The following is a 13,096-nucleotide window of genomic DNA, read 5'->3' on the forward strand; positions in this document are numbered from 1 at the left end:
AGGCGTGATCGCGAGGCCGCACATTATCGCAGATCGGCAATGGCGCACCGGTCCACACAATTCGATACGTTGCTTGCGTCTGGCGCCATCTACCTCAACAATGCGCGCATTCAGCCAAGTTCAGCGTATTTTCAGCTTCGAGGAGGGAGTCCTTCATGTCCTATACAGTGACCGTGGTGTTCGGTGGCAACCGCGAGTACGAATTTGCGTTGCACGCATCCGAAGTGGCGGGCACGACCAAGGACCAGGCGCGTAACTGGTTGACGCAGGAATTCGAAGAGCTCGAGTGCACGCCCTCCAACCCGATGGGCAAGGTGCTGGTGCTCGACATGATCCTCAGCGTCGCCAAGTACGGCGGTGAGAGCCGCTTCGAGCAGGGCTCGGAGTGGGCGAAGAAGTTCGCCCTGATGAGCGCAGCGGCCCTCGATCGCCAGGCAATGCGCGTCGATGTCGCCGCCTTCGTTGTAGGCTGAAGGGCGGGCGCGGAAGCCGGCCGGGTTCTGCAGTCAAACCCCGGCCACCGTCCGCTGGCAGTGCAGTGCCGCCCTCAGCTGATCGAATGCCTGAGGGGCTTGCTGGTCCTGATCAGTCCGCCCGCCCCAGGCGGTATACCGCCACGCTGGCGAGGAAGTTGGGTTCGTCCAGTATCAGCTTGCCTTCGTCGAAGCCCAGGCGCTCGCGCACCGCGATGCCGTTCATCTCGCACAGCGCGTCAAAGTCGGCGATGGTGAAAAAACGCACGTTGGGCGTGTTGTACCACTGGTGCGGCAGGCTGTCGGACACCGGCATGCGGCCGTTGAGGATGCTCTGGCGGTGGCGCCAGTAGCCGAAGTTCGGGAAGCTGATCACGGCTTCGTTTGCCACCCTCAACATCTCGCGCAGGATGCCCTGGGTGTTGTGGATGGCCTGCAGCGACAGGCTCATGATGACGTGGTCGAAGAAACCGTCCTCGAGGCCTACGAGGCCCTTCTCCAGGTCCATCTGGATCACGTTGATGCCGTTCCTGACGCTGGCCTGCAGCTTGATGGGGTCGTTCTCCACGCCATAGCCCTGCACCTGCCGCACCTGGATCAGGTGCTTGAGCAGGTCGCCATCGCCGCAGCCCAGGTCGAGCACCTTCTCGCCGTGTTCGATCCACTGCGTGATCACTTCATAGTCGTAACGATAGGCCGTCATTTCATACCTCGATGCGGTCGAACCAGGCCGACAGCAGCGCGTGATAGCGCGTCTCGTCGAGCAGGAAGGAGTCGTGGCCGGTCGGGCAGTCGATCTCGGCATAGCTCACGTTGCGCCGGTTGTGCAGCAGGCCGTAGACGATCTCGCGCGAACGCTCGGGCGAGAAGCGCCAGTCGGTGGTGAAGGACACCACCAGGAAATCGGCGGTCGCGCGCGCCAGTGCGGCCGGCAGGTGGCCGCCGTACTCGAAGGCGGGGTCGTAGTAGTCCAGCGCCTTGGTGGTCAGCAGATAGGTGTTGGCGTCGAAGTAACCGGCGAATTTGTCGCCCTGATGGCGCAGGTAGGACTCGATCTCGAATTCCACGTCGTAGCTGTAGGTGTTGCGGCCATGACGCAGGCTGCGGCCGAATTTCTCCGCCATGGCGTCGTCCGACAGATAGGTGATGTGCCCCACCATGCGCGCCAGCTTGAGTCCGCGCGCCGGCACCACGCCGTGTTCGTAGTAGTGCCCGCCGTGAAAGTCGGGGTCGGTCAGGATGGCCTGGCGCGCGACCTCATTGAAGGCGATGTTCTGCGCGGTGAGCTTGGGCGCGGCGGCAATTACCGCGACGTGGCCGACACGCTCCGGAAACTGCAGCGACCACGACAGCGCCTGCATGCCGCCCAGGCTGCCACCGATCACCGCGGCGAAGCGTTCGATGCCCAGCTGGTCGGCCAGCCGCGCCTGCGACTCGACCCAGTCCTCGACGGTGACGAAGGGAAAGTCAGCCCCCCACAGCTTGCCGGTGCTCGGGTTCATCTGGTTGGGCCCGGACGAGCCGTAGCAGCTGCCGAGGTTATTGACGCCGATGACGAAGAACTTGCGTGTGTCGAGCGGCTTGCCCGGGCCGATGAGGTTGTCCCACCAGCCGATGTTGTGCGCTTCGTCAGCGTAACGGCCGGCGAGGTGATGCGAGCCGGACAGCGCATGGCACACCAGCACCGCATTGCTGCGCGCGGCGTTGAGCGTGCCGTAGGTTTCAAACACCAGGTGGTACTGGTCGAGTTGTCCGCCGCTGCGCAACTTGAGCGGGGTGTTGAAGTCTGCCCGTTGCGCAGTGACGACCCCGACGGATTGAGCTTGGATCATGTTCGTCATGTGTAAAGCAAAAAACCCAGCCGGCTGAAGCAGCGGACTGGGTGCCCTCGCTTTAGCCGTATTTGTTGAGCGCCCGCAAGCTGTTGGTCAAATCGGCGCTAGGTCGGGCGAACTTAGCGCCCGCCACGAGAAAAGTCAAACCACGCGACGTGATAAGATTTTCACCCGCCACCACCCTCCGCATCGCCATGATCCAGCTCACCGTCAATGGCCAGCCCGCAGTGCTGGCGCCCAACTCCACTGTCCTTGCGCTGCTCGATGAGCGCGGCCTCGTCGGCAAACGGGTGGCCGTCGAGCGTAACGGCGAGATCGTGCCCAAGGCGCGCCATGCCGAGGTCAGGCTCGCCGACGGCGACCGGCTCGAGATCGTGGTCGCCGTCGGCGGCGGCTGAATCCGGCCGCGAGCGCCGCGCCTGTTTGCGCACGTCTCCAGGCCTCGCCACGCCAAGCCTTGCCATGCCACCGGCAAACAGGGTGGCGACCTTTCCGCGTCGGCGCGGCCCCTCCCCCGTTCTTCTCCCCCATTTCCCAAGCACAGCACAGGTCTCCATCATGAACGACCCCCTGGTCATTGCCGGCACGGCATACAACTCGCGGCTGCTGGTCGGCACCGGCAAGTACAAGGACTTCGCCGAAACGCGCGCAGCCATCGACGCCAGCGGCGCGCAGATCGTCACCGTCGCCATCCGCCGCACCAATATCGGCCAGAACCCGGGCGAGCCCAGCCTGCTCGAGGTGCTGCCGCCCGAGAAGTTCACCATCCTGCCCAACACCGCCGGCTGCTACAGCGCTGAAGATGCGGTGCGCACGCTGCGCCTGGCGCGTGAGCTGTTGTCAACCGAGGATCGCCGCCATGACCTGGTCAAGCTCGAGGTCCTGGGCGACCCGAGCAACCTGTTCCCGAACATGCCCGAGACCCTGAAAGCGGCCGAAACTCTGGTCAAGGAGGGCTTCGAGGTCATGGTGTACTGCGCCGACGACCCCATCCAGGCCAGGATGCTGGAAGACATCGGCTGTGTGGCGGTGATGCCGCTGGCCTCCCTGATTGGCTCCGGCATGGGCATCCTCAACCCGTGGAATCTGCGCCTGATCATCGACAACGCCAAGGTGCCGGTGCTGGTCGATGCCGGCGTGGGCACGGCCTCGGACGCCGCCATTGCGATGGAGCTGGGCTGCGATGGCGTGCTGATGAACACTGCGATCGCCGCTGCCGGCCAGCCGGTGCTGATGGCGAGCGCGATGAAGAAGGCGGTCGAGGCCGGGCGCGAGGCTTTCCTTGCCGGGCGCATGCCGCGCAAGTTCTACTCCGCCGACCCGAGCTCGCCCACGCAAGGGTTGATCGGTTCATGAGCACCGGGAATCCTGAGCCAGCGGCTGAGCCCCGCACTGAGGCCACCCTGCCCGCGCACGACGCGTCGGCGCCGCACAAGGTGGTCGCCGGCGTCGAGATCATCGGCCGCGACAGCCCCGAGCATCGCTTCTCCAGCCGCAGCATCCGCAGCTTCGTGCTGCGCCAGGGGCGCATGTCCGAGGCCCAGCAGCGTTACCTCGACACCATGCTGCCGCAGATCGGCATTGACTACCGCGTCGCCGCGCTTGACCTCGACCAGGCTTTCGGCCGCAGCGCGCCGAAGATCCTCGAGATCGGTTTTGGCATGGGCGAGACCACGGCGAAGATTGCGGCGGCGATGCCCGATCATGACTTTCTCGCCATCGATGTGCATACGCCAGGCGTGGGCGCACTGTGCAAGCTGATCGCCGAAGCCAATCTGAGCAATGTGCGCGTCATGCAGCACGACGCGGTCGAGGTCATGCGCGACATGCTCGGCGACGGCACGCTCGCGGGCGTGCACATCTTCTTCCCCGACCCCTGGCGCAAGAAGCGCCACTTCAAGCGCCGCATCATCCAGGCCGATTTTGTCGCCCTGGTCGCACGCAAGCTCGCTCCCGGTGGCTATCTGCATTGCGCCACCGACTGGGAGGATTACGCGCACTGGATGCTGGATGTTCTGGGCGCCGAGCCGCTGCTGTACAACAGCGCGGAGGGCTTTTCGCCGCGCCCGGCCTACCGCCCGCTAACGAAATTCGAAAACCGTGGTCTCAAGCTGGGTCATGGCGTGTGGGACCTGGTGTTCCGCCGCCGCGCGGACTGAGGGAGAGAGAGTTTGATCCGAGGCTTGTTCCGTTTCATCTTCACCATGCTGCGTCTGTTCGTGCGCACCCTGGACTTCGTCGTGCGCGGGCTGTTCTATGCGCTGCTGATCTTTGGCATCGGCATGGTGGTGGCCTTCTTCTTCCGCGCCGAGCCGCAGATTGCGGACGGCTCGGCCTTGCTGCTGCGCCCGGCCGGCAGCCTGGTCGAGCAGGCGGTGTTCGAGCGCCCGCTGGAACTGTTGACGACGGGAGGCGGACCTGTCGGTCAGACCGCGCTCGCCGATCTACTCGAAGCGGTGGGCCGTGCCAAGGACGATGAACGCATCACCACGCTGATCATCGAAACCGATGACCTGATGTCGGGCGGCATGTCCAAGCTCGGCGAGCTGCGCGCCGCCATCCTCGACTTCAAGGCCTCGGGCAAGCAGGTGCTGGCGCGTGGCGAGCGCTTCACCCAGGCTCAGTACTATCTCGCCAGCGTCGCCGATGAGCTCCATCTGTCGCCCGACGGTTTCGTGCTGCTGCTCGGCCTGGCACGCTACAGCGCCTATTTCAAGGACGCGCTCGATACGCTGGGGGTGAAGGTGCACGTTTTCCGGGTGGGCGAATACAAGTCCTTCTCCGAGCCCTTTACCCGCAGCGAGATGTCGGACGAGGACCGCGCGGCCTCGCTCGATCTGCTCGATGGCCTGTGGACTCTGCTGCGCGATGATATTGCCAGCGCGCGCAAGCTGCGCCCCGAAGCGGTCGATGAGCTGGTGCACAACTATCGCGATGTGCTCGCCGCAGCCGGTGGCGACGCCGCCCTGGCGGCGCGCAACAGCGGCCTGGTCGATCGCTTCAGCACCCGCGACGAGTGGCGCGCGCGCCTGATCGCGCTGGTCGGAATGGATGCCGAGGGCGAGGATGTGCGCATGGTCGAGGTCGGGCCCTACCTCGCGGCCACGCGCCGTGATCTGCCGCAGGTCGACGACCAGATCGCGGTGCTGGTGGCGCAGGGCGCGATCATGGATGGGCGTGAGCCGGCCGGAGTGGTGGGGGGCGACACCTTCGCCGCGCTCATCCGCGCTGCACGTGAGGATGAGCAGATCAAGGCTCTGGTGCTGCGCATCGACAGCCCGGGCGGCAGCGCCTGGGCGTCCGAAGTCATTCGCCGCGAACTCGAGCTGACGCGGCTGGCGGGCAAGCCGGTCATTGCCTCGATGAGCTCGGTGGCAGCCTCCGGTGGCTACTGGATTGCGGCGGGGGCGGACGAGATCTGGGCGGCGCCCGCAACGGTCACCGGCTCGATCGGCATCTTCGCCATGTTCCCGGAGTTCTCCGAACCCTTGAAGCGCCTCGGCATCGGCGTCGATGGCATCGCCACCGCGCCGCTCGCCGGTGCGCTTGATCCGCGTCGTCCGCTCAACGCGGCCGCCGCCGGCGCCATGCAGCTCGGTATCGAACATGGCTACCGGCGTTTTCTCGCGGTGGTGGGCAAGGCGCGGAACATGAGCGCGGCCGAGGTCGACAAGGTCGCCCGGGGTCGCGTGTGGACCGGCAAGGCGGCGTTCGAGCTGGGTCTGGTCGATCAGCTCGGCGGCCTGGATGCGGCCATCGCCGCCGCCGCCGCGCGCGCCGGCGTCAGCGCTTACGAGGTGGTGTGGCCAGAGGCAGGGGCCTCGCTCGAGCAGCGCCTGCTGCGCCGGCTGTCGAACTTTGCCCAGGTTCTCGGCCTGGAGCCGGTGGCATCCGTGCGCACACCGGCGCCTTTTGCCCGCCTGCTGAGCGAACTGCAAGCGCCTGCCGCCGAACTGTTGCGCTGGAACGATCCGCAACATGTATACATGCATTGCCTGTGCGAAGCGCCCTGACACAGAGGGTTTAGCCGCGCTCTTTCCCCTTCCCCCATAACCGAGCAAGGAGATAGCATGAAACTCAGCAGCCAGAGCTTTTCCGACGGCGCGCCGATTCCGGGTGAGTTCGCCTTCTGCATCCCCGCCGCCGAGGGCCATGTCAGCCTCGCGCCCAATCGCAACCCGCACTTGGCGTGGTTCGACGTGCCGGATGACACCCAGTCCTTCGTGCTCATCTGTCACGACCCTGACGTGCCCAGCCAGGGCGACGACGTGAACCAGGAAGGGCGCAGCGTGCCGGCGAGTCTGGCGCGGGTGGATTTCTTCCACTGGGTGGTGGTGGATCTGCCCGCCGACCTGCGCGCCATCGAAGCCGGACAGTTCTGCGACGGGATCACCGCGCACGGCAAGCCCGGCCCGCAAACCCAGATGGGCGCACGCCACGGCCTCAACGACTACACCGGCTGGTTTGCTGGCGACGAGGCGATGAAGGGCGACTACTACGGCTACGACGGCCCCTGCCCGCCGTGGAATGACGAGCTCATGCACCGCTACGTGTTCACGCTTTATGCGCTGGATGTAGCGCGCTGTGCAGTCGAGGGACGCTTCACCGGCCCCGAGGTGCGCGCAGCCATCGAGGGCCATGTGCTCGCCCAGGCCAGCATCAGCGGCACCTACACGCTCAACCCGGCGCTCGGCGCTGCGTAATGTTCGACTTCATGCAGGGGCTCGCCTTCGGCTTGCTGATGTCGGTCATGCCCTGGTTTCTGACCGGGCTGTACGACCCGCGGCTGGTGGTGCCGGGAGAGCTCGCCTCGCGCTGGCAGGTGATCCTGCGCTATGCGCTGGTGATGCCGACGGTGGCGATGCTGCTGCTGTTTACCTCCTTCTGGGGCGGGCTGGGCGCCAGTGTCGGTGGCTGGTTGGCCGGTCTGGCCGCGGTGCCGGTGGAATTGTTCGTGGAGAAGCGCTGGCGGCGCTGGCGGGCCGCGCGCGCCGGCCGTGATCGTGCGGCAGCGCGTGAACGCCAGCGCCAGCAGGCGGCGCAGGCGCAAGGCGAGCGCGGCCTGCTCAGCCTGGACCCGGACTTCGCCCCCACCGCTGCCGACGCCGTGGTGATGCAGTTGTGGGAGATCAAGCGCGACCTCGTCGGCCTGCGCCGGCCCGATCTCGCCGTGCACGCCGACCGCCTGTTCACCCGCTACCACCGCGCGCTCGATGTCCTCGATGACAAGTTCGATGTGCGCGAAGTCACCTACGAACGCGCGCGCGGCCTGGTCGGCGAGGTGGTGCAGGAGGCCGCCGCTGGCCTGGGGGCGATGCTGGCGCTGGTGCAGGGCAGCGCGGGGCTCGACGCTGATTTCGTGCGCGAGCGCCTGACGCGCGAAGCGGCGCGGCTGGGTGCCACCGAACGCGACGCCCTCCAACGCCGCCTCGCCATCGCCGACGAAACCGAACGCCGACTGGCCGAGATCGCCGCCGGCAACGAGGCCGCGCTGACCGCGCTCGACGACGTCGCCGTCGCCGTGGCGCGCATCGACACCGGCCGCGCGCAGGGCGGCGGCGCCGGCAACATGGAGCAGGCGCTGCAGGAACTGCGCCGCTTTGCCGAGCGTGCCGGCCTGTACGGCCGCCAGCCCTAAGCCGAGGAATCCCGTGATGAGTCTGCCGCTGCTGTCTTTTTCAAGCCCGCTGTTCGAAGCACCTGCCGGTGAGCAGGGCGGCGGTGGCGGGTCTGCCGCCAAAGCCCAGCCGCGCTCTGGCCTGTCGCTGCCGCCGATCGAAGACATCGCGCGCGAGGTCGTGCCGCCGCAGCCTGAAGAAGCACCCGAAGACCCCCAACTCGCCGCCACCGCCGATGCCTTCGTGCGCGACGCGCTCGCCGCCGACGAAGCTGCGCTGCATCGCCAGCGCGAAGCGGTCGACAGCATGGGCATCGAGCTGCAGCGCCAGGCCGCCTGGCGCAGCGAGATGCTGCAGGCGCCGATCCGCAAGCTCGCCCATCAGGGCGACGAAGGCGGTCCGGTCGCCCAGGCCTTGCTCGCGCTGCGCGACAAGATGGTGGACCTCGACCCCAGCCGCCAGAAGCTGAGCGGCGAAGGCCTGTCACGCGCGCTGGCCTTCATCCCCGGCGTCGGCAAGCCGATGCAGCGCTACTTCCAGAAGTACGAGAAAGCGCAGGACGCGCTCGACGCCATCATCGGCGATCTGCAAGGCGGCGCCGACATGCTGCGGCGCGACAACCTGACCCTGGCCGACGACCAGCAATCGCTGCGCGCCATCCTCGCCCAGCTCGAGCGCCAGGTCGAAATCGGCCGCATGATCGACCGCCGCCTGGTGCGCGAGGCGGCCTCCGCCACGCTGCCGGCGCCGCGGCGCGCCTTCGTCGAGGAAGAACTGCTCTTCCCGCTGCGCCAGCGCATCGTCGACCTGCAGCAGCAGGTCGCGGTCAGCCAGCAAGGCGTGCTCGCGCTCGAGGTCGTCATCCGCAACAACCGCGAGCTGATCCGTGGCGTGGATCGCGCCATCAATGTCACCGTGTCAGCGCTCAACGTCGCAGTCACCGTGGCCCTGGGGCTGGCCAACCAGCGCCTGGTGCTCGACCGCGTCGCCGCGCTCAACCAGACCACCTCGGCGCTCATCGCCGGCACCGCGCAGGCGTTGCGCACCCAGGGGGTGGACATCCAGACTCGCGCCGCCTCGACCATGCTCGACATGGGCCAGCTCGAACAGGCCTTCGCCGACGTGCTCGGCGCCATCGACGACCTGTCGCGCTACCGCCGCGAAGCCCTGCCCAAGCTCGACGCTCAGATCGACCGCCTCGCCGCGCTCGCCTCGCAAGGTGGCGAAGCAATCCGCCGCATGGACGAAGGCAATCGGGCCGAGCCGGTGCCTTGATCAGACGCCGGGCGCTGATGAGGCGGCGACCCTGCTTGTTGCGCGCGCTGTGGACAGTGCGGTTTTGTCGCCCCAGTTTACAGAATGGTCAACTGGAGCCAAAATGAGCTCACAGTTGACCACATTAAACGGAGCGCACATGAAAACCGCTTCAGTCGCTGAGACCAAGTCCCACCTGTCCAGCCTCATCGCCGACGTCGAGGCCGGCACTGATGTGCTGATCACACGCCGAGGCCAGGCGGTGGCGCGCCTAGTGGCCGAACCCGGAGCGGGTGGCTATGGCTGGGCCGCGTTGCGCGCCTGGCTCGCAGCTGAACCGACTGAAGGCCCCAGCGTGGCCCAGATGCGCGAAGACGACCTGCTGTGATCTATCTCGATACCTCGGTCGTCGGCGCGCTGTTCTTTCGCGAACCGGGCGCGGTGCGCGTGCTCGACCATCTTGAGCTCCTGCGCCGTGAAGGCCTGGTGATTTCGGCGTGGACGCTCACCGAAATGGCCAGTGTCGGTGGAATCAAGCAGCGCACCGGCGCCATCGACGGTGCCACGCGGCAGCAAGCGCTGGCGCACTTCCAGCGTTTCGTCTCGGCCGAATTGCGCACCGTCGAGGTCGAGCCCGCCGACTTCCGCACCGCCGCCGTGTTCATCGACGCGCCGCTGGCGCTGCGCGCGGGCGATGCGCTGCATCTGGCCATCGCACGCCGACTCGGCGCCCGGCTGGCCAGTCTCGACCGCCGGCTTAACGAGGCTGCTGCATTCCATAACATCGCATGTGAGGATGTGCCCGGCTGAGCCTGCAGCGCATCGCCCGCGTGCAGCGCCTTCCACATGGCGCGGCAGCGCGCGCAGTGCTCACCCGCTTACGAAGCGCGCCGGGAGACAGCACCCTGCGGATGCTCATAAAAGAATCGCAGCATCTCGCGGCTGGCATCTGGCCCTTTGGGGTCGGTGTAGGAGCCGCGCGGACTTCCGCCCGACCAGGCGTGGCCGGCGCCGTGGATCAACCAGTGTTCAACCAGGGGCCTACCGTTCGCGTCATGGTGGGTGCTGCGGGTGTAGGCGTGGCCGTTGGGGACCTTGCCGGATTCCACGATCACGCGCAACGCGTCCTTGGCACCGGTGGCCCCCGGCGCGGCATGCGACGACATGGACTGGGCGGTCACCTGCTCGCCATTGCACGGGTGCACGGTGGTATCGCGGTCGCCATGGAACACGATGGTCGGCACGCACGCGGGATCGGTGTGGGAGCCGCCGGTCGAGTGCCGGCTGTGCGACATGCGCTGGCTGCCCTGCATCGCGGCAAGCGCGGCGGGCAGGTTCTGGGCTGCGCCGTGGGGCAGTCCGGAGTGGACGCCCGCTGCCGCATACAGATCGGGATAGGTCGTGGCCATGGTCGCGGCCATCGCCCCGCCGGCTGAGAGCCCGGCCACATAGATCCGCTTCGGGTCAATGCTGTAGTTGTCGGCGATCTGGCGCGTCAGTCCGGCAATGAGCGAGGGCTCGCCGCCGTCACGCTGCTGGTCGGAGGCCTTGAACCAGTTCCAGCATTTCGAGCTATTGGCCGCATGCGTCTGAGCGGGGTAGGCGACAAAGCACAGCTGCGCCTCGGCCAGCGCGTTCATCTGGGTGCCGGCGGCGAAATCGTCGGGGCTCTGCGTGCAGCCGTGGAGCATGACGACCAGCGGCAGCGGCTGACCGTGATAGCCACTGGGGATATACAGCTTGTAGCTGCGGGTGCCGACGTAGTTGGTATATGAGGCAGTGACGAAGCGCTCGCCCTCCGGCACGACGCCGGGGCTGCCGACCGACGCGGGTTCTGCTCCGGGCGTGGGCTTGCGAAATTCGCGCCAATGCTGGCGGATTTTTTCGCGCAGCCGGGCTCCCAATCCCTGCGCTGAGGCCGCAGCGCGCTGGGGGTCCGGCTGTGCGGGTTCGCGCGATGCACGCGGCGCCGCGTCCACTGTTCCAGTAAGCACGGCTGGCTCGGACTCGACAACGCGGCATTCGCCTTCAAGCGTGGTCTGCGCGTCGGCGCGTGGAGGCTCGTCCGCCGCGGGCGGCGTTGACTCGCCACGCAGAACACGTTGAATCATCGCGGTGGCTTCGAGCAATTGCCCCGCGCGAGTAAGGCGGGTCGCTTCGAGCAATCCCGCTTGTAGTCTTGCATTCATGATCTGAATCTCCGGGTTTCGCGCCATGCGCGTCATTGGATTCGGTCTGCCAGCGCGGCCTTGACCGCCGCACTGGCATGTAAGGCACCCAGCACGACGACCGAATCGATCGTCGCGCGGGCAAGTTCGGGGGATACATCGTCGGCAATGCTGGCCAGGCCCAAGACCTGGATCTGCAGCATCTCTCCCGCCGCCTGCACCGCTTCGAGGTCACCACGGCTGTAGTGCTGCAGCCCGAGGACAAAGGTCTTGCGAGCCACGGTTTCCCTGACCACCTCGGCATGCGTGCTCAACTGGTTGCGAATCGCGGTGCGGATGAGGTCGGTGCGATTGGAATAAAAGCCCTCCTGCACCAACAGGTCGATCTGCCCGAGGTCGATCACGCCGAGGTTGATGGTGATCTTCTCGGACGTGTCTCCGGTCTTTGGCTTGAATTGATGTACGCTCATTGGAATCCCGTGACCATCTGTATGGATGGTATCTTAGGCTTCGGTGCGGGGTTGTCAAGGCGTGAACGTTGTCTTCGCCGGGCTGGGCGCTTCCCACGAGGGGCCGAGAGGGGTGTGTTTTCCGGCGTCTGAAGCTCGGCAAAAGCAGCGACGCCCGCCCTGCTCGAATTCTTCGTACCCGTCTAACAGCCATTGCATCGGTGTTTCGTCTTATCTCCGTGGAATAAGCCGCAGATCGCGCGGAGCCGCGCCATCTATACTCTGCGAATATTCGAAATCAATAGGTTCGTCATGCAGCCAAAAACAATCGTCAGGGTAGAAGCGGAAGAGTCGCCCAAGCGACTCGCCGTCCTCATCGATGCGGACAACGCCCAGGCCGGGGTTATCGAGGGCCTGCTCGAGGAGGTCGCCCGTTTCGGTGAAGCGACGGTTCGGCGGATCTACGGCGATTTCACCTCGCCCACCAGTGCGTCGTGGAAGAAGGTCCTGAATCGCTACTCGATCAAACCTGTCCAGCAGTTCGCCTACACGACGGGTAAGAATGCGACCGACAGCACCATGATCATCGACGCCATGGATCTGCTCTACACCCGCCGCTTCGATGGCTACTGTCTGGTCACCAGCGACAGCGACTTCACCGGCCTGGCCGTGCGGCTTCGAGAAGAGGGGCTGCTCGTCTATGGCTTCGGCGAACAGAAAACCCCCGAGGCATTCCGCAATGCCTGCCACAAGTTCGTGTTCACGGAAGTGCTGCGCAAGCCGGTTGCACCCCCCGAAACTGCCGCGTCAGCGAACGGATCACCGGCTGCCGTAGAGGCGCCCGGCGCCACCGCAGCGCCGGCGGGCACGATGGCACGCACCGCGTTTCCGACCGACTTTCTGATGGAAGCCCTGGAGAAATCCGCTGATGACTCCGGCTGGGCTCACCTCGGCACCTTCGGCAGTTACCTGCAGAAGATCCAACCGGATTTCGATTCGCGCCTTCATGGCTACAAGAAGCTGTCTGATCTGGTGCGAGGTCGTGATGATTTGTTCGTTACGGAAGAGCGGACCGCGGCGGGTGGGACGAGCAAGGTGCTTTACATTAGGGCCAAGAGCAAGCGGTAGGTCTGGTTGGGCGGGTTGGGGTTGCAAGCAATGGGGTTGATGGTGGAAGCGGGCGTGGGGAGGTTTATTGATCGTCTGGCTGCATTCGGCCATTTGCTGCCACACATGGTAGTAGCAGAGTCGTCATTCGAGCGACCGGTGAGATCCGAAACCAGCCCTAGAGCGAGCTGA

15 protein-coding genes are annotated in these 13,096 nt (G+C 66.0%); 11 read left to right on the forward strand and 4 right to left on the reverse strand.

Translation table 11 applies throughout. The features are described from left to right. Positions 1–155: 155 nt before the first annotated feature. Entirely contained in the window at positions 156–473 is a 318-nt protein-coding gene (locus M622_RS35630; RefSeq protein WP_021250501.1) for a hypothetical protein, read from the forward strand. 112 nt (positions 474–585) lie between these two features. Here M622_RS35630 and metW read toward each other — a convergent pair whose 3' ends face one another. After that, positions 586–1,176 (reverse strand): methionine biosynthesis protein MetW, encoded by a 591-nt coding sequence (gene metW, locus M622_RS35635; RefSeq protein ID WP_021250502.1) that lies wholly within the window; start codon positions 1,174–1,176, stop codon positions 586–588. A 1-nt stretch (position 1,177) separates the two neighbouring features. Continuing rightward, positions 1,178–2,305, reverse strand: coding sequence for a homoserine O-succinyltransferase MetX (gene metX / locus M622_RS35640; RefSeq protein WP_031347403.1), 1,128 nt, complete (start codon positions 2,303–2,305; stop codon positions 1,178–1,180). A 197-nt stretch (positions 2,306–2,502) separates the two neighbouring features. On the opposite strand from metX, the gene thiS reads away from it, so the two are divergent. The 9 genes from thiS (at position 2,503) to M622_RS35685 (ending at position 9,990) form a co-directional block, all read left to right on the forward strand. Then, a complete protein-coding gene (gene thiS, locus M622_RS35645) occupies positions 2,503–2,706 on the forward strand; it encodes a sulfur carrier protein ThiS (protein ID WP_021250505.1) in 204 nt (67 codons plus the stop codon). A 160-nt stretch (positions 2,707–2,866) separates the two neighbouring features. Beyond that, positions 2,867–3,664, forward strand: coding sequence for a thiazole synthase (locus tag M622_RS35650; RefSeq protein ID WP_021250506.1), 798 nt, complete (start codon positions 2,867–2,869; stop codon positions 3,662–3,664). Further along, positions 3,661–4,467 carry a tRNA (guanosine(46)-N7)-methyltransferase TrmB gene (trmB, locus tag M622_RS35655; protein ID WP_021250507.1) on the forward strand — a complete coding sequence of 269 codons (807 nt, stop codon included), beginning with the start codon at positions 3,661–3,663 and terminating at the stop codon, positions 4,465–4,467. Before M622_RS35650 ends, trmB begins: the two co-directional genes overlap by 4 nt. A 12-nt stretch (positions 4,468–4,479) precedes the next feature. Further along, on the forward strand, positions 4,480–6,321 hold the full coding sequence (sppA, locus tag M622_RS35660; RefSeq protein WP_031347405.1) for a signal peptide peptidase SppA: 1,842 nt from the start codon (positions 4,480–4,482) through the stop codon (positions 6,319–6,321). Between the two features lie 57 nt (positions 6,322–6,378). Continuing rightward, positions 6,379–7,011, forward strand: coding sequence for a YbhB/YbcL family Raf kinase inhibitor-like protein (locus tag M622_RS35665; protein WP_021250509.1), 633 nt, complete (start codon positions 6,379–6,381; stop codon positions 7,009–7,011). After that, the gene (locus M622_RS35670; RefSeq protein WP_021250510.1) at positions 7,011–7,946 is read left to right on the forward strand and encodes a hypothetical protein; all 936 of its coding nucleotides are present in this window, start codon (positions 7,011–7,013) and stop codon (positions 7,944–7,946) included. Before M622_RS35665 ends, M622_RS35670 begins: the two co-directional genes overlap by 1 nt. 16 nt (positions 7,947–7,962) lie before the next feature. Next, a complete protein-coding gene (locus tag M622_RS35675; protein ID WP_021250511.1) occupies positions 7,963–9,201 on the forward strand; it encodes a toxic anion resistance protein in 1,239 nt (412 codons plus the stop codon). Between the two features lie 139 nt (positions 9,202–9,340). Further along, a complete protein-coding gene (locus M622_RS35680; RefSeq protein ID WP_021250512.1) occupies positions 9,341–9,568 on the forward strand; it encodes a type II toxin-antitoxin system Phd/YefM family antitoxin in 228 nt (75 codons plus the stop codon). Beyond that, positions 9,565–9,990, forward strand: coding sequence for a type II toxin-antitoxin system VapC family toxin (locus tag M622_RS35685; RefSeq protein ID WP_021250513.1), 426 nt, complete (start codon positions 9,565–9,567; stop codon positions 9,988–9,990). The genes M622_RS35680 and M622_RS35685 overlap by 4 nt, the downstream gene beginning before the upstream one ends. A gap of 68 nt (positions 9,991–10,058) precedes the next feature. Here M622_RS35685 and M622_RS35690 read toward each other — a convergent pair whose 3' ends face one another. Continuing rightward, on the reverse strand, positions 10,059–11,405 hold the full coding sequence (locus M622_RS35690) for an extracellular catalytic domain type 1 short-chain-length polyhydroxyalkanoate depolymerase (protein WP_245543094.1): 1,347 nt from the start codon (positions 11,403–11,405) through the stop codon (positions 10,059–10,061). Next, positions 11,402–11,818: a ribbon-helix-helix domain-containing protein gene (locus M622_RS35695; RefSeq protein ID WP_021250515.1), complete on the reverse strand. Its 417-nt coding sequence runs from the start codon at positions 11,816–11,818 to the stop codon at positions 11,402–11,404. The genes M622_RS35690 and M622_RS35695 overlap by 4 nt, the downstream gene beginning before the upstream one ends. Before the next feature lie 291 nt (positions 11,819–12,109). Between M622_RS35695 and M622_RS35700 the strand changes: the two genes are divergently transcribed. Beyond that, a complete protein-coding gene (locus tag M622_RS35700) occupies positions 12,110–12,925 on the forward strand; it encodes an NYN domain-containing protein (RefSeq protein WP_021250516.1) in 816 nt (271 codons plus the stop codon). Positions 12,926–13,096 lie beyond the last annotated feature (171 nt).

The sequence above is a fragment of the Thauera terpenica 58Eu genome (assembly GCF_000443165.1).
GTDB lineage: Bacteria > Pseudomonadota > Gammaproteobacteria > Burkholderiales > Rhodocyclaceae > Thauera > Thauera terpenica.

Coding starts and splice junctions, on each gene's coding strand:
- M622_RS35630 (WP_021250501.1), top strand. CDS start 156: ATGTCCTATACAGTGACCGTGGTGTTCGGTGGCAACCGCGAGTACGAA.
- metW (WP_021250502.1), bottom strand. CDS start 1,176: ATGACGGCCTATCGTTACGACTATGAAGTGATCACGCAGTGGATCGAA.
- metX (WP_031347403.1), bottom strand. CDS start 2,305: ATGATCCAAGCTCAATCCGTCGGGGTCGTCACTGCGCAACGGGCAGAC.
- thiS (WP_021250505.1), top strand. CDS start 2,503: ATGATCCAGCTCACCGTCAATGGCCAGCCCGCAGTGCTGGCGCCCAAC.
- M622_RS35650 (WP_021250506.1), top strand. CDS start 2,867: ATGAACGACCCCCTGGTCATTGCCGGCACGGCATACAACTCGCGGCTG.
- trmB (WP_021250507.1), top strand. CDS start 3,661: ATGAGCACCGGGAATCCTGAGCCAGCGGCTGAGCCCCGCACTGAGGCC.
- M622_RS35665 (WP_021250509.1), top strand. CDS start 6,379: ATGAAACTCAGCAGCCAGAGCTTTTCCGACGGCGCGCCGATTCCGGGT.
- M622_RS35670 (WP_021250510.1), top strand. CDS start 7,011: ATGTTCGACTTCATGCAGGGGCTCGCCTTCGGCTTGCTGATGTCGGTC.
- M622_RS35675 (WP_021250511.1), top strand. CDS start 7,963: ATGAGTCTGCCGCTGCTGTCTTTTTCAAGCCCGCTGTTCGAAGCACCT.
- M622_RS35680 (WP_021250512.1), top strand. CDS start 9,341: ATGAAAACCGCTTCAGTCGCTGAGACCAAGTCCCACCTGTCCAGCCTC.
- M622_RS35690 (WP_245543094.1), bottom strand. CDS start 11,405: ATGACGCGCATGGCGCGAAACCCGGAGATTCAGATCATGAATGCAAGA.
- M622_RS35695 (WP_021250515.1), bottom strand. CDS start 11,818: ATGAGCGTACATCAATTCAAGCCAAAGACCGGAGACACGTCCGAGAAG.
- M622_RS35700 (WP_021250516.1), top strand. CDS start 12,110: ATGCAGCCAAAAACAATCGTCAGGGTAGAAGCGGAAGAGTCGCCCAAG.